Origin of the sequence: Cryobacterium sp. TMS1-13-1 (assembly GCF_004403125.1) — a bacterium.
Lineage (GTDB): Bacteria > Actinomycetota > Actinomycetes > Actinomycetales > Microbacteriaceae > Cryobacterium > Cryobacterium levicorallinum.
In genome coordinates, this window is sequence record NZ_SOGX01000012.1 from 1 (window position 1) to 23,488 (window position 23,488).

General features: G+C 66.9%; 22 protein-coding genes. 15 read left to right on the plus strand and 7 right to left on the minus strand.

The genetic code is table 11. From position 1 onward, the window contains the following. Positions 1-877: 877 nt before the first annotated feature. Positions 878-1,339: a GNAT family N-acetyltransferase gene (locus tag E3T31_RS13615; protein WP_134469380.1), complete on the plus strand. Its 462-nt coding sequence runs from the start codon at positions 878-880 to the stop codon at positions 1,337-1,339. Position 1,340: 1 nt separating this feature from the next. Here the strand turns inward: E3T31_RS13615 and E3T31_RS13620 are convergent, their stop codons facing one another. Continuing rightward, on the minus strand, positions 1,341-2,417 hold the full coding sequence (locus E3T31_RS13620) for a GTP-binding protein (protein ID WP_166788512.1): 1,077 nt from the start codon (positions 2,415-2,417) through the stop codon (positions 1,341-1,343). A gap of 54 nt (positions 2,418-2,471) precedes the next feature. Between E3T31_RS13620 and ykgO the strand changes: the two genes are divergently transcribed. Beyond that, positions 2,472-2,594: a type B 50S ribosomal protein L36 gene (ykgO, locus tag E3T31_RS13625; protein WP_092338025.1), complete on the plus strand. Its 123-nt coding sequence runs from the start codon at positions 2,472-2,474 to the stop codon at positions 2,592-2,594. Positions 2,595-2,730: 136 nt separating this feature from the next. Here the strand turns inward: ykgO and E3T31_RS13630 are convergent, their stop codons facing one another. Further along, the gene (locus E3T31_RS13630; protein ID WP_134469384.1) at positions 2,731-3,504 is read right to left on the minus strand and encodes an IclR family transcriptional regulator; all 774 of its coding nucleotides are present in this window, start codon (positions 3,502-3,504) and stop codon (positions 2,731-2,733) included. 154 nt (positions 3,505-3,658) lie between these two features. Between E3T31_RS13630 and hutH the strand changes: the two genes are divergently transcribed. The 4 genes from hutH (at position 3,659) to E3T31_RS13650 (ending at position 8,274) form a co-directional block, all read left to right on the plus strand. Further along, complete coding sequence (hutH, locus tag E3T31_RS13635) at positions 3,659-5,263, plus strand: histidine ammonia-lyase (RefSeq protein ID WP_134469386.1); 1,605 nt, start codon at positions 3,659-3,661, stop codon at positions 5,261-5,263. Positions 5,264-5,396: 133 nt separating this feature from the next. Then, on the plus strand, positions 5,397-7,076 hold the full coding sequence (locus tag E3T31_RS17900; RefSeq protein WP_166788513.1) for a peptidoglycan DD-metalloendopeptidase family protein: 1,680 nt from the start codon (positions 5,397-5,399) through the stop codon (positions 7,074-7,076). A 57-nt stretch (positions 7,077-7,133) separates the two neighbouring features. Further along, positions 7,134-7,760 (plus strand): YitT family protein, encoded by a 627-nt coding sequence (locus tag E3T31_RS13645; RefSeq protein ID WP_134469388.1) that lies wholly within the window; start codon positions 7,134-7,136, stop codon positions 7,758-7,760. 25 nt (positions 7,761-7,785) lie between these two features. Continuing rightward, entirely contained in the window at positions 7,786-8,274 is a 489-nt protein-coding gene (locus E3T31_RS13650) for a pyridoxamine 5-phosphate oxidase (RefSeq protein ID WP_241977967.1), read from the plus strand. On the opposite strand, the gene E3T31_RS13655 is transcribed toward E3T31_RS13650, so the two are convergent. Beyond that, positions 8,261-9,421, minus strand: a complete 1,161-nt coding sequence (locus E3T31_RS13655; protein WP_134469390.1) for a M20/M25/M40 family metallo-hydrolase — start codon at positions 9,419-9,421, stop codon at positions 8,261-8,263. The genes E3T31_RS13650 and E3T31_RS13655 overlap by 14 nt on opposite strands. A 113-nt stretch (positions 9,422-9,534) precedes the next feature. On the opposite strand from E3T31_RS13655, the gene E3T31_RS13660 reads away from it, so the two are divergent. The 5 genes from E3T31_RS13660 (at position 9,535) to E3T31_RS13680 (ending at position 14,967) form a co-directional block, all read left to right on the plus strand. Continuing rightward, on the plus strand, positions 9,535-10,329 hold the full coding sequence (locus E3T31_RS13660) for a CPBP family intramembrane glutamic endopeptidase (RefSeq protein ID WP_134469392.1): 795 nt from the start codon (positions 9,535-9,537) through the stop codon (positions 10,327-10,329). Positions 10,330-10,412: 83 nt separating this feature from the next. Further along, on the plus strand, positions 10,413-11,321 hold the full coding sequence (locus E3T31_RS13665; protein ID WP_134469394.1) for a DUF4097 family beta strand repeat-containing protein: 909 nt from the start codon (positions 10,413-10,415) through the stop codon (positions 11,319-11,321). Then, positions 11,318-12,016 carry a PadR family transcriptional regulator gene (locus tag E3T31_RS13670; RefSeq protein ID WP_134469396.1) on the plus strand — a complete coding sequence of 233 codons (699 nt, stop codon included), beginning with the start codon at positions 11,318-11,320 and terminating at the stop codon, positions 12,014-12,016. The genes E3T31_RS13665 and E3T31_RS13670 overlap by 4 nt, the downstream gene beginning before the upstream one ends. Positions 12,017-12,302: 286 nt before the next feature. Then, the gene (locus E3T31_RS13675) at positions 12,303-14,438 is read left to right on the plus strand and encodes an APC family permease (protein WP_134469398.1); all 2,136 of its coding nucleotides are present in this window, start codon (positions 12,303-12,305) and stop codon (positions 14,436-14,438) included. Between the two features lie 244 nt (positions 14,439-14,682). Next, positions 14,683-14,967 (plus strand): DUF3073 domain-containing protein, encoded by a 285-nt coding sequence (locus E3T31_RS13680; RefSeq protein WP_134469400.1) that lies wholly within the window; start codon positions 14,683-14,685, stop codon positions 14,965-14,967. A 260-nt stretch (positions 14,968-15,227) separates the two neighbouring features. Here the strand turns inward: E3T31_RS13680 and purM are convergent, their stop codons facing one another. From purM to E3T31_RS17995, 3 genes are read right to left on the minus strand one after another with little or no spacing between them, the layout of a single operon-like run. Next, a complete protein-coding gene (gene purM, locus E3T31_RS13685; RefSeq protein ID WP_134469402.1) occupies positions 15,228-16,352 on the minus strand; it encodes a phosphoribosylformylglycinamidine cyclo-ligase in 1,125 nt (374 codons plus the stop codon). After that, a complete protein-coding gene (gene purF, locus E3T31_RS13690) occupies positions 16,349-17,938 on the minus strand; it encodes an amidophosphoribosyltransferase (protein ID WP_134443043.1) in 1,590 nt (529 codons plus the stop codon). Before purF ends, purM begins: the two co-directional genes overlap by 4 nt. Before the next feature lie 12 nt (positions 17,939-17,950). Then, a complete protein-coding gene (locus E3T31_RS17995) occupies positions 17,951-18,355 on the minus strand; it encodes a hypothetical protein (protein WP_174844886.1) in 405 nt (134 codons plus the stop codon). 38 nt (positions 18,356-18,393) lie between these two features. Between E3T31_RS17995 and E3T31_RS13700 the strand changes: the two genes are divergently transcribed. Then, complete coding sequence (locus E3T31_RS13700) at positions 18,394-19,311, plus strand: ribokinase (RefSeq protein ID WP_134469404.1); 918 nt, start codon at positions 18,394-18,396, stop codon at positions 19,309-19,311. 95 nt (positions 19,312-19,406) lie between these two features. On the opposite strand, the gene E3T31_RS13705 is transcribed toward E3T31_RS13700, so the two are convergent. Beyond that, a complete protein-coding gene (locus E3T31_RS13705; protein WP_134469406.1) occupies positions 19,407-19,775 on the minus strand; it encodes a sterol carrier family protein in 369 nt (122 codons plus the stop codon). Positions 19,776-20,035: 260 nt separating this feature from the next. Here E3T31_RS13705 and purD point away from each other — a divergent pair, with 260 nt between their 5' ends. The 3 genes from purD to E3T31_RS13720 all read left to right on the plus strand — a co-directional run bounded on the left by purD (position 20,036) and on the right by E3T31_RS13720 (position 23,475). Further along, positions 20,036-21,301 carry a phosphoribosylamine--glycine ligase gene (gene purD, locus E3T31_RS13710; protein WP_134469408.1) on the plus strand — a complete coding sequence of 422 codons (1,266 nt, stop codon included), beginning with the start codon at positions 20,036-20,038 and terminating at the stop codon, positions 21,299-21,301. A 135-nt stretch (positions 21,302-21,436) separates the two neighbouring features. Further along, entirely contained in the window at positions 21,437-22,414 is a 978-nt protein-coding gene (locus tag E3T31_RS13715; RefSeq protein ID WP_134469410.1) for a phosphoribosylaminoimidazolesuccinocarboxamide synthase, read from the plus strand. A 188-nt stretch (positions 22,415-22,602) separates the two neighbouring features. Then, a complete protein-coding gene (locus E3T31_RS13720) occupies positions 22,603-23,475 on the plus strand; it encodes a VOC family protein (RefSeq protein ID WP_134469521.1) in 873 nt (290 codons plus the stop codon). Positions 23,476-23,488 lie beyond the last annotated feature (13 nt).

A 23,488-nucleotide genomic window follows, 5' to 3' on the forward strand; every position in this document is an offset into this window, starting at 1 on the left:
CGGTCGGTGCGCGGCGCACGGTCACCATAGGACGGACGCTCGGTACGGGGAGCGCTGTTGCGGTCACCATAGGACGGACGCTCGGTACGAGCCGGGCGGTCGTTGTTGTAGGCCGGACGATCCGTGCGCGGCGCACGGTCACCATAGGACGGACGCTCGGTACGGGGAGCGCTGTTGCGGTCACCATAAGACGGACGGTCATTGTTGTAAGACGGGCGATCCGTGCGGGTACGGTCGTTGTTGTAGGTCGGGCGCTCGTTGCGCTCGGTGTTGGTGCGGCCGCCGTTTTCGGGGCGAACGGAACGCGAGCCGTANGTAGGTCGGGCGCTCGTTGCGCTCGGTGTTGGTGCGGCCGCCGTTTTCGGGGCGAACGGAACGCGAGCCGTAGGCCGGACGTTCGCTCGAGGGACGCTCGTTCGAGCGCGCGGCGCGCTCGTCTGCATTCCAGCGCTGCTTCTTGGGGGCACCCTCGTCAGCGCGGTATCCGCGGTGTCCGGGGCTCTTGCTGCCGGCGTTGTTGGAACCGCCGTGGCCCGATCCGCCCTTGGAGGCGTACTTGGGATCGAAGTTCTTACCGCCACGACCGACGGTAGAGTTGTGCGAATTGCCTTGAGGCATAAAGATATCTCTGGGTTGTGTTCAGTACATGGCAGAACAACATCGCACACGCGACGTAACTGAGAACCCGAGCAATCTGTGGTCGGGGCCGTTCACATACAGTGATTTTTCACCAGCGGATTACTGGGAAACCGGCCCAACTTGACTTACAAACCCATCCGCGCACAGCGCGGTGTCAAGAGCCGACCTATCGACGTTACCCTATGCCTCCTGAAAAGTCACGCAGATAGGTGCACTGGTCTCGCTCTATTCTGAGGACATGACCATTTCGATCAGTATCGAGCCGCCGCGGCAGGCCGACGTTGAGGCACTGTTGGCCGCCGGCACCGTCTTCGCGCACTCCCTCTACCCCGAGGAGAACAGCTTTCTGCTCAGCACCGACCAGCTCGAGCGCCCGGGCGTTGCCGTCTACGTGGCCAGGAACGAAGACGGCGCAGCCTGCGGCATGGCCGCCCTGGTTCCACTCGGCTCCGATCTGGCTGCCGAGCTGAAGCGACTGTTCGTTTACGACGAGGTTCGGGGGCGCGGCATAGCCGGCCGCCTGCTCGACCGCATCGAAGCGGATGCCGCTGGCCGCGGCATCCGCTCTCTCGCCTTGGAAACCGGCCCACTGCAACACGCGGCTATGGCGCTGTACCGCGGTCGCGGCTACGAACAGATCGACTTGTTCGGCCAGTACATCGGCGAAGAGTTCAGCGTCTGCTTCGCCAAGAGCCTGTAACTCAGGCAGCGCTTTCGAGCACCCAGGCGGGGAACGGGTCGGCCAGGGTGTTCCAGAACATGGGTCCGGCGAGAAATTCAGCGTCGGTAAGCAGGCAGGCATCGAGGTTGGCGCTGAGCAGACAGGCGTTGAGGTCACGTCCGAAGAAGGCGATCTCCTGGCCTAGCGGTGAATCCGGGTCATGGCTCTGCATGCCGGTCGGTTCGAAGGTGATCGTGGGGCCGGCACTGCTCCACGAGCCGACCGTCGACGGCCGAGTGGCGAGGCGAAACAGGCCACGGGAACGCAGGATCTCACCCGACTCCTCGGCGCGGTCACGAAAGAATTCGGCCAGGCGCAGCGGATGGAACGGGCGCACGTCACGGTAGACGACACAGATCAGCCCCTGCGGACTGCGTGAGAGCAGGGCGTCACCGTTGAGCTGGCGTACCCAGCCGGGACTGCGTTGCAGCCAGGCGAACATGTCCCGGCGTGGCACCGGCCAACCCTCGGCACTGCCGCGGCCGTGTTCGGCAAACACGACGTGACTGGCCGGGTTGAGCAGGCGCACGAAGTCCCGAATATCGGCAGCGTCGCGGGCGTGCACGAGGTCGGTCTTATTGATCACGACGATGCTGGCCCACTCGACCTGCTCGATCAATACGTCGCCGACGGTGCGGTCGGGATCGTCGTGGGTATCGGAGAAGTTGACGTCGTGTTCTTCCGGGACCGGCGCGAGGGCTTCGCTGCGCAGGTCGGCCCAGAATCGCTCGGCATCGAGCACGGTGATGAGGTCACCGAGCCGCACCGCATGCCCATTCGCCAGCCGCTCCGGCGAGTCGCCGGTTTCAACGAGGGAACTGGCAATTTCCAGCGGGCCCACCGCGGTTGGCGCTTCGACGAAGACATCAATGGCGCACGCCTCCCCCTGGCCGACCGGCACCGCGTCGGCAACCTCGGTGAGCACCGTGCGCAGGGCATCGGACACGGAGGTGGTCAGGGCGAATGGCTGCCGCCCGAGGGTCAGGGCCACCGAGGATTTACCGGCGCCGGCCAGGCCGCTCACCACATTCACCCGAAGATACGTTTCTGTCTGCATGCCTGTTAGTCTAATTGACATTCGTTCTCAATAAGAAATCTGAATCGGGGAAATATGAAGGTACGCAATTCGCTCAAGGCGCTCAAGGCGGTTCCGGGCTCGCAAATCGTGCGGCGACGCGGACGCACGTTCGTGATCAACAAGCTCAATCCGCGCGCCAAAGCACGCCAGGGCTAGCCGCGCGGCCCTCGCAGCGGTCGCGGCACGTGTTTGAGAAGTTGGCACTGGTTTGAACACGTGCCAACTTCCTGGAGGCGTGCCACGACGCTCAGCGCGGCTAGGCTCACCGCAGGGGGCCTCACCGCGGCCAGGCTCAGCGCGGCCGGCCACCGATCCGACGGGACAGCTCCGCGGCCGTCGCCGCCACGGTTTCGGCGAGCGCCGTCCAATCCCCGGGTGCGAACCGGTCCTGCGCGAAGGTCACCGCAATGGCGGCGGCGGGCCAGCCGGCGTGGTCGTGCACGGCGAGCGCGACGGAGGCGATGCCGGGCGTGATCTCGCCGTTTTCGGTGGCATAGGCATCCGTTTTGACGCGGTCGAGCACCGCTCGCAGCTCGAGCCTCGTGCGCGGGCCACGGCCGTCGCGCTGTTCGAGCGCCGCCTGGTTCGGATAGAGCGCACGCAACTGGGCGGCAGGCAGGGCCGCGAGCAGGGCGCGTCCGCTGGCGGTGAGGTGGGCGGGCAGCCGCACCCCCACGTCGGAAACGAGGGACGGGCGGTGCGCGGCGCGTTCCTCGACCAGGTAGATCACGTCACGCCCGTGCAACACCACGAGGTGCGCGCTCTCCCCCAGCCGGTCGACGAGCTGGGCGATCAGCGGGCGGCCGAGCCGGGAGAGCGGTTCCTGCCGACTGAACCCCGAACTCAGTTCGAAGGCGGCGATGCCGAGTCCGTAGCGGTGCTCCTCGGGCAGGTGCACGACGAATCCCTGCGCCACGAGCGCATCGAGCAGCTGGTAGACGGTCGAGCGCGGCAAGCCGAGGGCGGTCGCCAGCGCTGCCGCGGGGATCGGTCCGCGCTGCGCAGCGAGGTGGGTCAGCACGCGCAGCGTGCTTTCGGCGGCCGGAACCTTCGATGCGGTCGCCATGGCGTTCCTCTCACGTCCTCGCCGAACGGCTGCCACTTCGAGTCGAAGAAAATGCTGCCGCGTTCGTTCAGGGCGATTACCTCTGTCCGGTATCCCGGACACGAAGCAGCATAGCGCCCTATCGTCTAGGGCCCTGGGGGTGTCGAATCGAACCATGACCCTCACGACCACGCCTCAGACTTCCGCATCCGCGCACGACCAGAGCGGGGCATCCGTTATCGCAGCCACCGTTGTCGTCGGAACCGGCGCCCTTTCCTTCGCCGACGTGATCGCCGTCGCCCGCCACAATGCGCGCGTCACCCTCGACCCGGCGAGTCTGGAACAGGTCGGGGCGACCCGCACCATCATCGATGCCCTCGCGGCTGACACCGAACCGCACTACGGGATCTCGACCGGTTTCGGCGCCCTCGCGACGACGTTCATCACCTCCGACCGGCGCGCGCAGCTGCAGGCGAGCCTGGTGCGTTCGCACGCCGCCGGCAACGGCCCCGAAGTGGAACGCGAGGTCGTACGCGCCCTCATGCTGCTGCGGCTTTCGACGCTGATGACCGGGCGAACCGGCGTGCGCCCGGCCACCGCCGAGACCTACGCGGCCGTGCTCAACGCACAAATAACCCCGGTCGTGCACGAATACGGCTCGCTCGGCTGCTCCGGCGACCTCGCGCCGCTCGCCCACTGCGCGCTCGTCGTGATGGGCGAGGGGCAGGCGCGCGATGCCAGCGGCGCCCTGCTCGGCGGCGGTGACGCCCTCTCCACAGCCGGCATCAGGCCGGTCGTGCTCGCCGAAAAAGAGGGCCTCGCCCTGATCAACGGCACCGACGGTATGCTCGGCATGCTCGTGCTCGCCCTCGACGACCTGGCCCGCCTGCTCGTGACCGCCGACATCGCCGCGGCGATGAGTGTCGAGGCTCTGCTCGGAACGGATGCTGTCTTCGCGGCGGATCTGCAGCAACTGCGGCCCCAGCTCGGCCAGGCCGACAGCGCCGCCAACCTGCGCCGCCTGCTGCAGGGCTCCCCGCTCGTCGCGAGCCACGCCGGCCCCGAGGATCCCTCGGTGCAAGACGCCTACTCCTTGCGTTGCGCCCCGCAGGTGCACGGCGCCGCACGTGATACCGCCACCCACGCCGCTCTCGTGGCCGGCCGCGAGCTGGACAGCGCCATCGACAACCCGGTTGTCACGGTCGACGGCCGAGTTATGTCGAACGGCAACTTTCACGGCGCCCCGCTCGGCTACGTGCTCGATTTTCTCGCCATTGCCGCAGCGGATGTCGCGAGCATGAGTGAGCGACGCACCGACCGTCACCTCGATGGGAGCCGCAGCAAGGGCCTGCCGCGGTTCCTCGCGCACGAGGTGGGCGTGGACTCCGGGCTCATGATCGCCCAATACACAGCGGCCGGGATCGTGTCGGAGCTCAAGCGGCTGGCGGTGCCGGCATCCGTTGATTCGATTCCCTCGTCGGCGATGCAGGAGGACCACGTCTCGATGGGCTGGCATGCGGCCCGCAAGCTGCGCCGTTCGCTCGACGGGCTCGGCCGGGTGCTCGCGATCGAGATCATGACGGCGGCGCGCTCGCTCGATCTGCGGGCACCGCTTGAGCCGGGCGCCGCGACCGGCGCGGTACGCGACCTCGTGCGCACCGTGGCCGCCGGTCCCGGCCACGATCGCTTTCTCTCCCCCGAAATTGAGGGAGTCGTGGCGCTCGTCGCTTCGGGGGCAGTGCGCGCGGCCGCGGAATGCGAAGCGCCCGAGTTGGTCTAGGGCGAACCGCACCTTGTAGGCACCTTGGACTGCTCGTTTGACCTGTTGTGAGCGTGGGGCTGGCGTGCCATACTGTCGCCACGCCAGCCCGCCCGCCCGCATTAGTCCATACCCGAATGGATCAGGTTTGCCGATGTTGTTACCCCCAAGTCACGGTCCCGCTGCGCTGCTCCTGCGAGCACGGCAGCGGGCCGCGACACATCGGGGGCCAGGCGGCCCGCTGGCGATCATTGTCGTGACCGCGCTGCTCCTCTTCGGCGCTCCGATCGCGGCGAGCGCCGGTGAACTTCCAGCCGGTTCGACCGGCACGTCCACGCCGACCGTGAGCGCGAACCCGGAACCGAGCGCTGAACCAACCGCCGAACCAACCAGCAGCTCGACGCCCGCGCCGACGGCAGAACCGACCGCGGAACCGACCGCGGAGCCCACTCCCGAGCCCACGACCGAAGCGACCCCCAAACCGACGCCGGAACCTACGACTGAGCCAACCCCGGAGCCCACCCCGGAGCCCACCGCCGAACCGACCCCAGAACCGACCATCGAGCCGACCCCGGAACCCACGGTCGAACCAACCCCAGAACCGAACAACGAACCAGTTCCCGAGCCGACAGACGGACCGATCCCGCCCGTTGTCGATCTCCCCGTTCCACCCAAGGTAGCGCCGACTCCCAGCGACACTGGCATCGAGGCGCAGGCGGCAGCCCAGGCAGCGGCCGCAGCCGCTCGCGCGACAGCCGCAACCGCCCTCGCCGAGAGTCAGGCGGCCGCCGCGCTGGCAGCCGCGCGGCGCGCATCCGCTCAACAAGACTCGACACAAAGAGCCGCAGCGTTGGCCCTGGCGCTCACCCGGTCACAGTCAACGGAGGCGGTGCTGACCACCGCCCAGCGTACGCTCGAGTCGACGCAGGCGAGTCAGACGCTCGCGCGCGGTCGCTCCGCACTGGTGCACCGGCTCGCCGTGGAGGCCACGCAGCAAGCCGCCGACTCCAAACGAAGCTTTGCCGTGCTCGCGCGCAAACTGGCGCAGCAGCAATCCGGCGCTGTCGTGACCGAGGTCTTCCTCGGCGGTAATTCCCTCGGCAACGTGCTCGACCAGCTCAGCACACTCGACCAGCTGGATCATGTCACCGACAATATCGAGACGATTCAGGCCCGCGCCGAGGCCGACGAAGCCCGAGCGCAGCGGCTGAACGAGCAAGATGCCGAGACTCGTGCTGCCGCGAGCGGCCTGTCAGTCGACGCGAGCCGGGCAGCGCTCGACGCTGCCCAAAACGACTTCGAAGCTGCCGGCCTGGCTCTGGTAGACGCCGCAGCTCAGGCCGCGAGCGCCGCTGCCGGCCTGTCCGGACTGGACCTGCGTCCGATTACTCCAACCGACTACGGCCAGCTGAGCGATCAGGGCTGGGCAAATCCAGCTAGCGGCCCCACAACGGATGTCTACGGGCCCAGGCCGGTCCGCCCCCTCCCCGGAGTGGGCGCGTTCCACTACGGCACCGACATTGGAGCGGGTTGTCTGGCACCGGTCTTCGCGGCCACCTCCGGCATTGTGCGCGCCGCCGGAGCGGTCGGCAGCTACGGCAACTGGATCCTGATCGACCACGGCGAAGGAGTGCAGAGCGGCTACGCCCATTTGGCCGACGATGAGACCCTGGTCGATGTCGGCGATCGGGTCGGCGCCGGCCAACAGATCGGACGGGTCGGCAGCACCGGTCTGTCCACCGGCTGTCACACCCACATCGAGGTTCGGGTTGACGGCGTAAGGATCGACCCCCAGCCGTTCTTCCTCAACCGCGGAATCATCCTCGGCGGTTGAGCCCCGCAGGGACCTGTGGCCGACGTGGGCGCCGAGCGGCATTTAGACTGAGTTCTCGTGACTCGTCGTGTGATTCAACTGCTGATTGGCCTGTTCCTCTACGGAATCGGCATCGCGTTGATCGTTCGCGCCGCCATCGGCGTAGCCCCATGGGACGTTCTCGCCCAGGGCATCGACAACCACACGCACCTCGGCTTCGGACTGATCACGATTCTGCTGAGCGGTGTCGTACTCCTGCTCTGGATCCCCATCCGCCAGAAGCCCGGTGCCGGCACTCTGCTCAACGCGCTTCTCGTTGGCCCGTCAGCCGATGTTGGCCTGTGGCTCATTCCGGCCGACCTCGACCTCTGGGCCCGCATCCTCCTGTTCGCCGCGGGACTCCTGCTGATCGCCGTCGCCACCGGCCTCTACATCGGGGCACACTTCGGCCCCGGCCCGCGCGACGGCCTGATGACCGGGCTGCACCAGCGCACCGGCTGGAAGATCTGGATCGTGCGCACCGGCATCGAGGTGATGGTGCTCGGCATCGGCTGGGTGCTCGGCGGCAACGTAGGAATCGGCACCGTGCTGTTCGCCGTCTTGATCGGCCCCCTCTGCCAGCGCACGATCCCCTTCTTCGCAGTCCACCGCCCCGCGGCCGTCTCGCCGGTGCCTGGTCCTGATGCCGAGCGCGTTGCCGGGTAGCTACTGCGTGGTGCGTTAAGCCCTCGTGTCGGTGCCGAGAGGTAGCGTTCAACGCATCGCAACATGGCGAGAAATTGAAGCGGATGTTCTGCAGTTCGCAGCGCGGGTACGCTCACGATTCGACGCGGGCACCAACAAAACAATGGCCTCCCTGCGCCGGAATGGTGCCCCCCGGATCAGCGGCACCGAGCTCGTGATCAACAACGGGCGCATCACCCTGGGCATGATGCCCCATTCGCTCAAGCTGCACGATGTGCTGCGGGACTCGCGGGTGGCCATCCACTCGCCAACCCTTGAGCCGCCAGTCGGGCAGCCGTCGGACTGGGCCGGCGACGCGAAACTGGCCGGGGTGCTGGTGGTGACCGAGCCGGAACCGATCGATCCGCCGGATACATCCAGTTTCGAGCTGCACGTACACGAGGTCGTACTCACCTGCATCGACCCCGACAACACCCATCTGATCATCGAATCGTGGCACGAGGGCCGGGGGTGGGATCGAATCAGCCGACTGTAGGCCCGCAAAACTCGGTGATCGTGCCCTCAAGAATCTCGGCGAGCGCGCGCACCGACTGCGCGTCGACCCATTCCGTGTCGGCGTGCAGGCCTTCACCGTCGGCTCCGAAGACCACACACGGAATACCGGCTTCGAGAATAAGCCCGGCGTCGGTCCAGAACGGTTCGCCGCGCGTTTTCGCCGGGGGGCCGAGCACCCGCTCGGCATTGCCACTGAGCGCGCGCAGGATCGGCCAGTGCGGCTCGGCCTCAAAGGCCGCCCGCGCCACCAGCCGGGTCAGCTCAAACCGAAACTGCGGCTCCGTGCGCGCCAGCTCGGTGAACAGTGCCCACAGCTCGGACTCGACGCGCTCCGAGGACTCGCCGGGCAGCATCCGTCGTTCCAGGGTGAGCACGCAGCGGGCCGCGACCGTGGCGGCATCGTCACCACCGACAATCTTCGACACCCGCACGGCACCGTGGCCGAGTGTGGCATGCGCCGGGGCCGAGTTCAGCTGCTGCCGCAGCTCGTCGAGGGCACGCAGCGCGAGCCCGGCATGCCAGATGGCATCCACGCCGAGCTCCGGCTGCGATCCGTGCGCGGCCAGGCCGGTCAGGCAGAGCTCGAACCAGGCGAATCCGCGGTGCGCTGTGGTCAGTTCCAGGCTGCTCGGCTCGATCACGAGGGCGGCATCGGCGCTCAATGTGCGCAGCACCTCTTCCGTTCCGATGCTGCCGAATTCTTCGTCGGCGACCAGCGTCACGATCACATCCCCGGCCAGCCCGACAGCGGATGCCCGCGCTGCCGCCACGAGGATGGCCGCGAGCCCGCTCTTGGTGTCGACGGCCCCACGCCCGTACACCCGGCCGGCGCGAAGGTCGCCGCTGAACGGATCGCCCGCGTAGGTGGCGACGCCGACCGTGTCGAGGTGGGCGTTGAGCATGAGCGAGCGTCCGCCGCCGGTGCCGCGTTTGATGCCGACGACCGAGGGCCGCCCGGGAACCTGCTCGAGCAGGGTGACCTGAAAACCCTGCTTGAGCAGCCATTCACTGCACCAGATTGCGATCTGGGCTTCACCCGCCGCCCCGGGAACCAGGTCAGGATTGACCGAATCGATGCGCACGAGGTGCTGCAAGATCGCGACCGGGTCGCTGGGAAAACGCTTCATCCCTCGAATCTAGGCCCTCCCCGCGAGAGCGGGAAAATCGCTGCCTCCGGGGTGCCGAAGCAGCACTTTGTCCGCTCTCGTTAAATTGAGAGGTGCTCTGGGTAGGGTGCAGCATGGGTACTAGATCGCGGTGGGGGCTGCTTCCGGCGGCGCTGGTGAGCGCATCCGCTGTGCTGCTGTTTGCGCTGCGAATGCCGGTGGCCGGCTATGGCGTGCTGGCGGCGGCCCTGGCGCTCGCGTTCCTGATCAATCGGGCGCTGTTTCGCGATCTGCTGCTGATTGCCGTTGGGCTGGGGATCATCAGCACCATCTCGGTTGAGGCGAACATCAGCTACCCGAATATCGCCCTGATGGGCACGGTGCTCAGCCTGTCGGTGCTCGTGCCGTATCTGCTCTCGCGGTACTACTTCAAGGACCACGCGATCCGGTTTCCGATTCGCACCGGGCAACGCTGGACCCGGCTCGAACGCGCCTACCTGCCACTCGTAGTGCTGCTCGGGTACCTGATTCTACCGAGCTACTTCATCGGAAGCGGCGCGTACCAGAATTGGCCAGCGGTGACCGCTCCCGATGAGATTGCCCGACTGTTCGTGGGCGTGGGCTTCGTGGGGATCTGGGACGAACTGTTCTTCATCTGCGTCGCCTTCACCCTGCTGCGGAGGCACTTTGCCGATTGGCAGGCCAATATTTTGCAGGCCGTGATCTTCTCGTCGTTCCTCTGGGAGCTCGGCTACCAGGCCTGGGGGCCGCTGCTGACCGTGCCGTTCGCGCTGCTGCAGGGCTACACCTTTGCCCGCACTCGCTCGCTCACCTACGTGGTCTGCGTGCATCTGCTGTTCGACGTCGTGGTGTTCGCCGTGCTGGTACACGCCCACAATCGCCAGTGGCTGGATATTTTTCTGTACTGATTGCAACCTTCAGGAACGCGATATATCGCGTCTTGCACCACACGCGATATAACGCGAGTTCACTCTCCTGAAAGGACAACCCAGTGTCATTGGAAAAATGGCTGGTCACCCCCGGGCAGACCAAAATCATCGATGTCGAGCTGGTGCGTAAGCTGAAGGTCAGTCTGATCGGCGGCACGGTCGACATCATCGGCCACGACGAACCCGGCGCCCGCATTGAAGTGCACGGCGTCACCGGCAAAGACCTGAAGATCTCGATGGACGGCGACCGCCTCGAAATCGACCACCCCCACTTGCGCTGGGATAACTTTCTCGAGGTGTTCGCCTCGTTCCGCGGCACCGCCCGCGCCGAGGTGAGCGTACTGGTCCCGCGCGACGTCGCCCTGCGCTTCGGTGTCGTCTCGGCGGATGCCCTCGTGTCCGGACTGCGCAATGATGCCAAACTCAGCACCGTCTCCGGCGATGTCGTGATCGACGACGTCGAGGGTGACCTCGAACTCAACGCGGTTAACGGCGAAATCTCGGTACGCAACCACGTCGGAGCACTGGCCGTGCACACCGTATCGGGCGATATCACGGCGAGCGGCAGCATCCATCGATTCACGCTCGACGGGGTATCGAGCAACGTGTTTCTCGACCTGGCCGGCACACCAGACCAGATCGTGACGAACTCGGTCAGCGGCAACCTCACGGTGCGGCTCGAGCCGGGCGTTGCCGCGCGGTACCACCTCAACACCCTCTCCGGAACGCTGCAGCTCGACGACCAGACCGTGCGCACCGCCTTCGGCAAAGGCTACGAAGGCTCCACCGGCACCCTCGACGGCAGCTGGCTCGACCTGCGTGGCAATTCGGTGTCTGGCGATATCTCGGTCGTGCGGCGGGAGAGCGGCGGCAGCGCGCCGGGCGGTGCAGCGTCGAAGAGTGCAGCCTCCAGTCAAGCGGATGCCGCAGCGCCCGCCGCTGCCGACACTACCCAGGCAGACCCGGCATGAGCGCCATGTTCGCCCACGGGAGCCTGCGCCTCTACCTGCTGAGCCTGCTCGCCGAGCGGCCCCGACACGGCTACGAGCTGATTCAGGCGCTCAGCGACCGATTCGGCGGAACCTACAGCCCCAGCGCCGGCACGATCTACCCGCGCTTGGCCAAACTCGAGGAAAAGGGCCTGGTCACCAAGCAGGCCGACGGCCGCAAGACCGTCTACGAGATCACCGATGCCGGTCGCGCCGAGCTGCTCGCCCGCGCCGGAGAACTCGGCGCGATCGAAGACGAGGTGACCGACTCGGTGCGCCGCCTCGCCGACCAGGTGCGCAGTGGCGTCAACTCCGCCATGAAGTCCCTGCGCGCCGACCTGGCCTCCGCGGCCCGGCAGGCCCGCGACGCAGGGTCGCCGGCTTCGCGCGGCTACGACGGCACGCCCGAGTCCTGGGACAACCCCAACACGGAGCAACCGCGGCCGACGCCGCCGACCGATGCGCCGTTATCAGCCAACGACGCGACCCCCGCTCGTCAGGACTCCCGCCAAGCCCTGCACAAAGCCGACATGGTGCTCAACGAATTCCGGCAGCAGCTGCGCACGGACCTGCGTACGCAAGCCGCCCGCTCGGCCGTTCCGCCAGACACGGTGCCCGCGCTGCGCCGGCAGCTCGCCGACGTACGCGCGAGCATCCTCGCGACCCTGCACCCGTAGGCTCCGCTTTTCGAGACTTCCAGCGCGAGTCGGTGGTGGTCTCGGCGGGCTCGACCAGCGGATGGTTGCGGTCCGCAGACACGGTCGCGTTGAACTTTGCCCCCGGGCCACAAGTCCCGCGCACTGGCGCAGATCCCGCGCAGCACGGCCCAGCCCCATAGATGCCCACTCCCTCAGCTCCGGCAGATCCGCAATGTCTGAGTGGGCAGCGGATGACCCGTCGTCGCGGCCCACACGCATCCGCTTCAAATAGCGACCCGATTTGACACGAGCGGCCTTAGGTGTAATGTCGACCCTCGTGACACCCGAGGCGAATGCCCCCATACCGGAAAGCCGATCACCCAAGCGGTGGATCATCGGCGATCCACTCCCCACCGAGCATTTGGACGGCCAGCTGCTACCCAAGCACCTTGCTCTTCCTATTTTTGCCAGCGACCCATTGTCGAGCGTGGCCTACGCTCCGCAAGAACTTCTGATGATTCTGACCCTCGGCGGGCTCGCCTTTTTGAGCTTCGCGCCGTGGGTCGCTGCCGTCGTCGTCATGCTTCTCATCGTTGTCGTGGCGTCGTATCGCCAACTTATCAAGGCCTACCCATCTGGCGGCGGCGACTACGAGGTCGCCCACAAGAATCTGGGCGAAAAGGCTGGCCTGGTCGTCGCATCCGCTTTGCTCGTGGACTACGTGATGACCGTGGTCGTCTCGGTGGCCAGCGGCGTGGACAACATCATCTCCGCCATTCCAGCTCTAGCCCCGCTCCGCGTGGAGCTCGCGGTGATCTTCATCATTCTGCTCGCAGCGGTGAACCTCCGCGGCGTGCGCGAGTCGAGCAATGCCTTCGCCATTCCGACCTATTTGTTCATCGGCAGCGTCCTGCTCATGATCGTCGTCGGCCTCGGTCGGGCGCTGATGGGCGACGCCCCCGTCGCCGAATCAGCCGGCTACGACGTGCAGGGCGAGAACCTCGCGCAGGCCGCGTTCATTTTGCTGCTGCTGCGTTCCTTCGCGAGCGGATGCTCCGCCCTCACCGGTGTGGAAGCGATCGCCAACGGGGTCCCCGCCTTCAAACACCCCAAGGTTAAGAACGCGCAGCGCACCCTCACGCTGATGGGCGCCATCGCGATCGTGCTGTTCATCGGGCTGACCGCCCTGGCGCTGATCTCGCAGGTGCACTATGCGGAACACGCCTGCGACCTGATCGGCTGGGCCGAGTGCGCCACCGCGCCGCAGCGCAGCCTGATCGCACAGGTGGCGGCGGCAACCTTCGGCGACTTCTCCATCATGTTCTTCGTGCTGCAGGCAGCGACGGCTGCCGTGCTTCTTTTGGCCGCGAACACCGCGTTCAATGGCTTTCCGCTGCTCGCCTCGGTGCTCGCGCGCGACAAGTATGCCCCCAAGTCACTGAGCACCCGTGGCGACCGCCTGATCTACTCCAACGGAGTGGTGCTGCTCGCCCTCGCCGCGTGCGTAATCGTGGTCGTCTACCGGGCCAACCTCACCGTGCTCATCCAGCTCTACATCATCGGCGTTTTCGTGTCGTTCACGCTCGGGCAGACCGGCATGGTTCGGCACTGGCTGAAACTACTGAAAAAGAACCCGCCCAACCGCGGCTCAATCATCATGAGCCTGTCCATCAACGGATTCGGCGCCCTGCTAACCGGTGTCGTGCTGATCGTCGTGACCGTCACCAAGTTCACTCACGGCGCCTGGCTCGTGTTCGTGATGATGCCGGTGCTGTTCTTTCTCATGATGGGCGTCAACCGGTACTATCGCGACGTCGCCAAGGAGATCGAGGTAGACCCGATCACGACGTTCGGCGCAAAGGGTGATCATGCCATTGTGCTCGTCGGCAAGATGCAAAAGCCCGTGCTCAAGGCCCTCGATTACGCCATCGCCGCCCGCCACGTGAGCATCGAGGCGGTGCACGTCTCGATCGACAACGCCGAGACCAAGGAACTGAAACGCGCCTGGGTGAAGCAGAACATTCAGGTGCCGCTGCGCATCGTCGCCTCGCCCTACCGGGACATCAGCTGGCCACTGATTAGCTACATCAAGGATCGTCGCGAGGATCACGGCGCCGAGGTCATTACCGTCTACACGCCGATCTACATCGTCGGCCACTGGTGGGAGAACCTGCTGCACAACCACAAGGCCCGCCGACTACGCCAAAAACTCATGATGGTGCACGGAGTGACGATCGCGCTCGTGCCGTGGCTGCTCGACTCGTCCGAGCTTATCTACGGTCGACGGTCGCGCCCCATCCCCGGACAGGACCGTCGCGGCGAGCCCGTGCGCTCACGCCCCGTGTCGCGGCGCCCCCTCGCGCCCCCGACCGGAGCCCCCGACACGGCGACGAAGTCGAGCCCGGTCCTTGTGCCGTCGCAGTCTCGGCCGACGGCATCGCGTCGCCGCAAGCGCAAGTAGCGTCGGGCCGGCGCCCGGGACCAGCCAGCGGCATCCGCTCGCCATGATTTGCGCGACCAGGCCGGGCCGGAGAACCGGCCCACTATCCATTCTTACGGTCTGACCGGCCCGTTTGATCTCTGAGCAGCGTCAGTGGGCGGCAAGGCCCGTCATGCTAAACTAAACTCTAGTTTTTACACATTCCGTTCGGCAAATCCCGAGTGTCTCGCGACTCGCTCGGCCTGGCATCGTAAGGGGGTCACGCATGGGGCGCGGCCGTCAAAAAGCAAAGCACACCAAGGTAGCTCGGGAGCTGAAGTACTTCAGCCCGGATACCAACTACAACGCGCTCGAACGCGAGTTGACCGGGCATCCGTCCGATCCTCGGCTCGACGAAGACCTCGCCAAGTGGCCGGAGTATGAAGCGGACAAGGCCAAGAAGGCCGCCGGTGGCGACACCGTTGATTCCGCTGACGACGACGACGATCCGGATGACGACGACCGTTACGTCGACCACTACGCCACCGAAGACGAGCAGAAGCGCGCCTAACGCCGCCAGCGGCCTCGGTCGCGATGCCGGGTGTCGCGCGCTGCTTGGGGTGCACGCGGGTCGTGCTGCCTATTTGTGGCCCGCGCGCTCGGCACGCCACGCGCGCGATCACCACGAGGCAGCCCGTGCTGCAACCGGCCACTCCGCTCTTGGCGCGCACGGACGCGCGTGCAGCGACCGGCCGCGCTGCTGCCGCCCCGCGAGCCCCCCGGGGGCCCCGGGCAACAAGCGACCGGGTGAGTGCCCCTGAGGAGGGAACCCTAGTTCGCGTAGGCGCCGACGAGACGCACGGCGCCGCCGTTGACGCCCTTGGCACCCTGTTCGAACCCGGCCAGGTCGTGCGCGGCGCGTGAAACGCGGCCAGTGACCCAGGCGGGAATTCCGCTGAGTGCCAGCCGCGCGATGACTGATGAAGCGGAAGCCGCATCCACGACCGCAAACATGCCGACTCCCAGGTTCCAGGTTCCTTCCGCGCTTTCGAGCGTTGACCCGGCCATGTCACCGAGCACCCGGAACACGGGGGCGGGCGACCAGGTGGACCGGTCAACCTCGACCCAGGAGCCAACGGGCAGCACACGAGCGAGGTTGGCGGCGATACCGCCGCCGGTGACGTGGCTGAGTGAGTGGATGGCGCCGGCCAGCTCTGGGTCGCCGAGCACGTCGAGCAGTGGGCCGGTGTACAGTCGGGTCGGCTCCAGCAGAACCTCACCGACGACGCCGCCGAGCTCCGCCGAAGTGTCGGTGTAACCGATGCCGCGCTGAGCCAGAATGTGGCGCACGAGCGAGTAGCCGTTGGAGTGCAGGCCGCTCGAGGCCATGGCGATGACGACGTCACCGGAGAGAACCTTGTCGGCGCCGAGCACCTGGTCGGCTTCGACGACGCCGGTGGCCGCGCCGGCCACGTCATAGTCGTCGGGGCCGAGCAGGCCGGGGTGTTCGGCGGTTTCGCCGCCGACGAGGGCCGTTCCGGTCTCGGAGCAGGCGCGGGCGATTCCGGCGACGATCGAGGCGATGCGCTCGGGCACGACCTTGCCGCAGGCAATGTAGTCGGTCATGAACAGCGGCCGAGCTCCGACGACGATGATATCGTCGACGACCATGCCGACGAGGTCCTGGCCGATGGTGTCGTGTTTGTCGATGGCCTGCGCGATGGCGACCTTGGTGCCGACGCCATCCGTTGAGGTGGCCAGCAGCGGCTGCCGAAACTTGGTGAGGAAAGACACGTCGAACAGTCCGGCGAAGCCGCCGACCCCGCCCCAGACCTCGGGGCCGTGGGTCTTCGAGACGGCGGACTTCATGAGCTCGACCGCGAGGTCACCGGCTCGGGTATCGACTCCGGCCGCTGCATAAGACGCGTTGGAGATACTGGACGAGTTGTTGCTCATTCTGGTCTTCCCGGGTCACCGAACGGTACCTGGCCCAGGCGGGCGAGGGCTTCTTCTTGTCGTGCGGCGGGTGCCAGCACGGCTTCCAGATCGGAATCGGGACCCGGGTCGCATCCGTTTGATGCGGCCGGCCGCTCGAGCAGGTTCTTGCCGAGGTGTTGCGATTCGGGCAGCGCGATCGGGTATACGCCGGTGAAGCAGGCGGTGCAGAGACGCTCCCGCGGCTGCTCGGTGGCTTCGATCATGCCGTCTTCGGAGAGGTAGCCGAGCGAGTCGGCGCCGATCGACTGGCGCACCTCGTCGACCTCGAGGCCGGTCGCGATGAGCTCGGCACGACTGGCAAAGTCGATGCCGTAGAAGCACGGCCAGGTGATCGGCGGGCTTGAGATGCGCACGTGCACCTCGGCGGCGCCGGCTTCCCGCAGCATGCTCACGAGCGCGCGCTGGGTGTTGCCGCGCACGATTGAGTCGTCGACCACGATGAGGCGCTTGCCCTTGATCACGTTCTTGAGCGGGTTCAATTTCAAACGGATGCCGCGCTGCCGGATGGTTTGCGACGGCGCGATGAAGGTGCGCCCGACGTAGGAATTCTTCACGAGACCCTGACCGAACGGAATGCCGGACGCCTGCGCGTAGCCGATGGCCGCCGGAGTGCCGGATTCTGGCGTGGGGATCACGAGATCGGCCTCGACCGGGTACTCCGCCGCGAGCTTGCGACCCATTTCGACCCGTGCCTCGTGCACGCCACGACCAGCGATCGTGGTGTCGGGGCGGGCGAGGTAGACGTACTCGAAGACGCAGCCCTTGGGGTCGGCCTTGGCGAACCGCTGGGTGCGGAGCCCGTTCTCGTCGATCGTGATGAGCTCGCCGGGCTCGACCTCGCGCACGAAGCTCGCGCCGACAATGTCGAGGGCTGCGGTTTCGGAGGCGACGACCCAGCCTCGTTCGAGGCGGCCGAGCACGAGCGGGCGAACGCCCTGTGGATCGCGAGCGGCGTAGAGGGTGGTTTCGTCCATGAACACGAGGCAGTACGCCCCACGCAGCCGCGGCAGCACCTCGAGCGCCGTGGCCTCGAGGGTGTGGTCGAGGTCGCCGGTGAGCAGGGCAGTGATCACTGCGGTGTCGGTGGTGTTGCCCCTGGCCAGCTCACCGTCGACCTTGGGGTAGCGTTCACGCACGAGTTCGAGCAGCTCAGCCGTGTTGGTGAGGTTACCGTTGTGGCCGAGGGCCACCGTTCCGCTCGAGGTGCGGCCGAGGGTTGGCTGGGCGTTCTGCCAGCTCGAGGACCCGGTCGTGGAATAGCGGGTGTGCCCGACGGCGATGTGCCCGAGCAGGGTGCTCAGCGAGGCTTCGTTGAAGACCTGCGAGACCAATCCCATGTCTTTGTAGATGAGGATCTTACTGCCGTCACTCGTGGCAATTCCGGCCGATTCCTGGCCGCGGTGCTGCAGGGCGTAGAGGCCGAAGTAGCTGAGTTTGGCCACCTCTTCGCCGGGAGCCCAGACCCCGAAGACCCCACAAGCGTCTTGTGGGCCCTTCTCGTTAGGAAGAAGATCGTGATTTAACAGTCCGTCGCCACCGGGCAAGCCGCAGCCTCTTTACTTCTCGTTGAACGTGGGGAATTCGTCATCGGGGGTGCCGGAGCCAGGCTCAGCGGCACGCAATTCGCTTGTGGTGCTGACACCGTTCGTGCCCAGTCTATCCGCGACGACCGACATCTTGGAGCGGCCGATGATTCGGTCGATCACGAGGGCCACCACCGCGCCGAGCGCAGTGCCGATGGCGACCCCGCCGAGCAGCAGAAAGCCGAAGATTTGCATCCGTTCGTACTCCTCGGTCTCCGGGAAGGAGACGGTGAGAATGAGCGCGAGCAGCACCCCGACGATGGCGCCGAGCAACATGAAATTGCGGTACCGCGGGGCCCGGTGCAGGGTCACGGTCGCCTCGGCGCGCACGATCTCGTTCTCGGCCGACGGGTTCTGGGGCTGCTCAGAAGGACTCACGCCCCTATTGTCCCATGAGCGGATGCGAGACTGACTTTATGAACTCGATTGCGGTACTCGGAAGCGCCAACATGGACCTCGTCGTGCGGCAGTCGCGCCTGCCCCGACCAGGCGAGACGATTTTCGGGGCTGGCTTCAGCACCGTTCCCGGTGGGAAAGGGCTCAACCAGGCGGTCGCCGCGGCCCGGTTGGGCGGGGCCGTGAACTTTCTGGGAGCTGTGGGAGCGGATACCTACGGGAGCGAGCTGCGCGCGCTGATGCTGGCCGAGGGCATCCGTTCTGCTGGGCTCGCGATAGCGGATGCCCCCACCGGCACCGCCCACATCTCCGTCGTGGACAGTGGCGAGAACTCGATCGTGGTGGTGTCGGGCGCGAACGCCGCGGTCACGACGCTGAGCGAGGCGCAGCGGGCGGCGATCGCGGAGTCGGCGTTTCTGGTGATGCAGTGCGAGCTACCGATCTCCGTACTGGTCGAGGGGATCGCCGCGGCCTACGCCGCCGGAGTGTTCACCGTGCTGACCCCGGCGCCGGTCATGCCGCTGCCCGAGGGGTTTCTCGCCTCGGTCGACCTCGTGGTTCCGAACCAGATTGAGGCCGCCGAACTCACCGGGGAAAGCGACCCGGTGCGAGCCGCCGAGGTACTCAGCGCTGACCAGACCTGGGCGATCGTGACGCTGGGTTCGGAAGGTTCGGTCGTCGCCTATGACGGCGAGGTCCTCGGACTCGCACCGGCCCGGCCTGTGACGGCCGTCGATACGACCGCGGCCGGCGACACCTTCGTCGGGGCGCTCGTGGCGCGCCTGGCGGCGGGATACGTCCGTGGCACGGCCGTGACGCCGGATGAGATGATCGAGGCCGTGCGTTTCGCGACCGTCGCGTCGTCGATCGCGGTGACCAGAGCGGGGGCGACCTCGTCGATGCCTACCCGCGACGAAGTAGAGGCAATCCTCGTGTAGCACGTTCGCGAAAGCGCACAAACGCCCGTTTGGCAACGAGACCTGAACCTCGCCACGGGGCCGAAGATGGCATCTCGCGCCATCAAGGCACGCCGCTAGTGCAGGGGCAGCACGGGCACGTGGCCGGTCAGGTCGGCGCGGGCCCCGGAGGCGTGGATGGCCCCCGACGCGACACCCTCGGCGAAGGCGAGGGTGCCGGTGGCGAGGCCAAGCCAGGTGGCGACATCCATTTCGACCACATTGGGCGGCGTGCCACGGGTGTGCCGGGGGCCTTCGATGCACTGCGTGGCGCCAAATGGCGGCACGCGCACCTCGAGGGTGTTTCCTTCGGCCTGTTCGGCCAGCAGTTGCAGGGTGTAGCGCACCGCTTGGGCGCGGATATCCCGGCTCGCGGCGCAGCCGCCCTCGAGCGCTGCCCGCACGGCCGCCCGGCCGGCTCCGTCGTCGATGCGCGCTCGTGCCATGGCTCCAGTCTGCCGGATCAGGCGGCGGGCGTGTACTCCACCACGGCGAGAACGATGTTCGGGCGAACCTGGCGGAGATCCAATTGGTGCTCTGGGTGAGCGCGATGATGCGCGCGTCCGCGTATGGAATCAGCGCGCGGTGCAATGCCTCGACGGCGGCTTCCAACCGGTAGCCGGTGACGGTGACGAGAGTCCGGGATCAGGGGCATGCCCATATCCCATTGCCGTGGCGGGCCCGAGGCATCGGGTAGCCTGAAACCGTGAAAATTCTGGTCCTTGGTTCCGGTGCCCGCGAGCACGCCATCATCACCGCGCTGCTCCGTGAGGAGCCGCGGCCCAGCGTCGAGTGCGCCCCCGGCAACGCCGGAATCGCGGCCCAGGTGCCGGTTGTGGCTCTCGATCCGAACGACCCGGTCACCGTGACCGACTATGCGGTGCTGCACAGCATCGAGCTCGTCGTGATCGGTCCGGAGGCTCCGCTCGTGGCCGGTGTCGCCGACGCCCTGCGCGCCCGCGGCATCGCCGTGTTTGGGCCGGACAAAGCCGCCGCAGCCCTCGAAGGCAGCAAAACCTTCGCCAAACGCATCATGGATGCGGCCGGCGTTCCCACCGGCCGTGCCGTGCGTGCCGGCACCCTGGCCGAGGCCGAAACCGCCCTCGACGAGTTCGGCGCCCCCTACGTGGTCAAGGCTGATGGCCTCGCCGCGGGCAAGGGCGTGCTGGTCACCCCTGACCGCGACGCCGCGATCAGTCACGCGACCTTCTGGCTCGAACACGGCAGCGTTTTGATCGAAGAATTTCTCGAGGGCCAGGAGATTTCGCTCTTTCTGCTCAGCGACGGCGAGAACGTGCTGCCGCTCTCCCCCGCTCAGGACTACAAGCGCGCCCTGGACAACGACGCCGGCCCCAACACCGGCGGCATGGGCGCGTACTCCCCGCTGCCCTGGCTCGACGCCCAGTTCGGCAGCGAGAACGCGTTCGTCGACGAGATCATCGAAACCGTCGCGCTGCCGACCGTGCGCCAGCTCTCGGCCGAGGGCACCCCGTTCGTCGGCCTGCTCTACTGCGGCCTTATTTTGACGGATGCCGGCATTCGCGTCATCGAATTCAACGCGCGTTTCGGGGATCCAGAGACTCAGGTCGTGCTGCCGCGCCTGGTCACGCCGCTCTCCGGGCTGCTGTTCGCCGCGGCGACCGGCCTGCTCGGCGGGCTGCCCCGGCCGGTTTTTTCGGCCGACGTGGCCGTCACCGTCGTTCTCGCGAGCGAAAATTACCCCCAAGAGCCGCTCGTCGAACGCGAAATCACCGGGCTCGACGCCGCCCTGGCCGTGGACAGCGTCACGATCGCGCACGCCGCGACCCGGCTCGACGGAGGCACCCTGGTATCAACCGGTGGACGGGTGCTCAGCGTTGTCGCCGTCGGGGCCTCCTTCGCCGAGGCTCGGGCCCGCGCCTACGAGGCTCTCGGGCACGTGTCCCTGGCCGGCGCGCACTTTCGCACGGATATCGCTGCCCGGGTCGCCTGAGTCCCCGCGCCGGTGCCGTCCCCACTCGCGCCGTGCATAACTCCTGCAATTTGCTGACGGGCGCCAGAACTTCCCCGTCCTAGCGGGGACGCCGCCCGCCGAGCAGATTTTCAGCAGGAGTTGTGTGCAGTGGAGATGCGGGACAATGAACGAGTGAGCCAATCTGAGCACGAGTCCCCCGCATCCGCTGCCGCCGTCCTTGACGGGTGGGCGCTCGTCTACTCGGGCAAGGTGCGCGACCTCTACGTTGAATCAAGCGGTATCGAGACAGCGGATGCCGCCCCCTCCCTCGAGACTGCCTCACGTGTGCTCGTGGTCGCCAGCGACCGGGTGAGCGCCTTCGACCACGTGCTCGAGCCCAAAATCCCGGGCAAGGGCGAACTGCTGACCACCCTGAGCCTGTGGTGGTTCGACCGGTTGCGCGACGTTCCCAACCACCTCGTTGCCGACCATGAACTAGTCGACAACTCGGTGCGCGAGCTGATTCCCGCCGCCGTGGCCGGCCGAGCCATGCTCTGCCGCACCCTCGACATGTACCCGATCGAGTGCGTCGTGCGCGGCTACCTCACCGGCAGCGGCTGGAAGGAATACCTCGAGTCTCAGTCGGTGTGTGGCATTGCGCTTCCGTCCGGCCTGCAGAACGGTGACCGACTGCCCGAACCCATCTACACACCGGCGTGGAAAGCGCCGATGGGTCAGCACGACGAGAACATCTCGTTCGAGCGCACGGTCGAGCTCGTCGGCGCGCAGGTCGCCGCCGAGCTGCGTGACCTGTCGCTCGCCCTGTTCGCTACCGCTAGCGCGATCGCGGAACAGGCCGGCGTCATTCTCGCCGACACCAAGTTCGAGTTCGGCACCGACCGGCAGACCGGGGTGACCGTGCTCGCCGACGAGGTGTTCACGAGCGACTCCAGTCGGTACTGGGATGCCGAAGCCTGGAATACGGGCACCACGCCGGAGACCCGGATGGCGAGCTTCGACAAGCAGATCGTGCGCAACTGGCTCGCCGCGCACTGGGACGGCGCCGGCACCCCGCCGGTACTGCCGAACGAGATCGTCGAGCAGACCGCGGCCCGCTACCGCGAGTTGCTCGAGCGCCTGTCGCGGGCCTGACCCGTCGCGGAGCTGAGGCGTCTGTCGGCGCACGACGCCCTGCGCGCCGCAACCGGCGCAGCAGCAGTCGAGCCGGCCCTTAGTCGGGGGGAGCATAACTGCGCGGATCGCGGAATAGCCCGGGCGACGCCTCAGTTGTGCTTGCTGTGACCCTAACTGCGAAAGATCTGCTGGCCGCCGACACCGGAATGGGCGCCGTGACCCTGCGCGTGGGCAGCCTCGACGCCATGATCGCGTACTACCGCGACATCGTGACCCTCGACCTCATCAGCCAGGACGGCCCCGTCGCCGTGCTCGGCCGTGCTCCTCTTCCGCTCGTCATTTTGCAGCACGCCCCCGAGCTCAGGGCCGCCGAACCGCGCTCGGCCGGGCTGTACCACACGGCCATTCTGTTCGACACGCAGGCCGACCTCGCCGCTGCGGTGTACTCGATCGGCACGAAATCCCCCGAAACGTTCACCGGCAGCGCGGATCACCTGGTCAGCCAGGCCTTCTACTTCACCGACCCGGAGGGCAACGGCATCGAGTTGTACTGGGACCGCGATCGCACACTGTGGAGCTGGACCCACGGCCAGGTCGAAATGGCCTCGCTCTACCTCGATCCCAACGCATTCATTTCGGAGCATATGTCGGAGCGGCCGAGCACCGGACACGCGATCGTCGGCCACGTGCACCTCTCCGTCGGCGACGTCGCCAGTGCCCGCGAGTTCTACGTGAACCGACTCGGCTTCGAGGCGACCGCGAACTTCGGCCCCTCCGCCCTGTTCGTCGCGGCCGGCGGCTACCACCACCACATGGCCATGAACACCTGGGAGAGCTCGGGCAGCGGCAAGCGCCGCCTGGCCCTCGGTCTGGGCGAAGTCAGCATCATCGTGCCCAGCACTGACGACCTGGGTGCCCTCCACGAGCGCCTGGACCACTACAACGTCGACACCCGTCACGACGGGCAGACCCTCCGCTTCGACGACCCCTGGGCCAACCGCATCCGCGTGCGCGCGGCGGATGTCGCTGAAACTCCAGGCGCCCCCGCATCCGCCACGAACCCCGTCGCCATGCCGTAACTTCCCGGAGAGC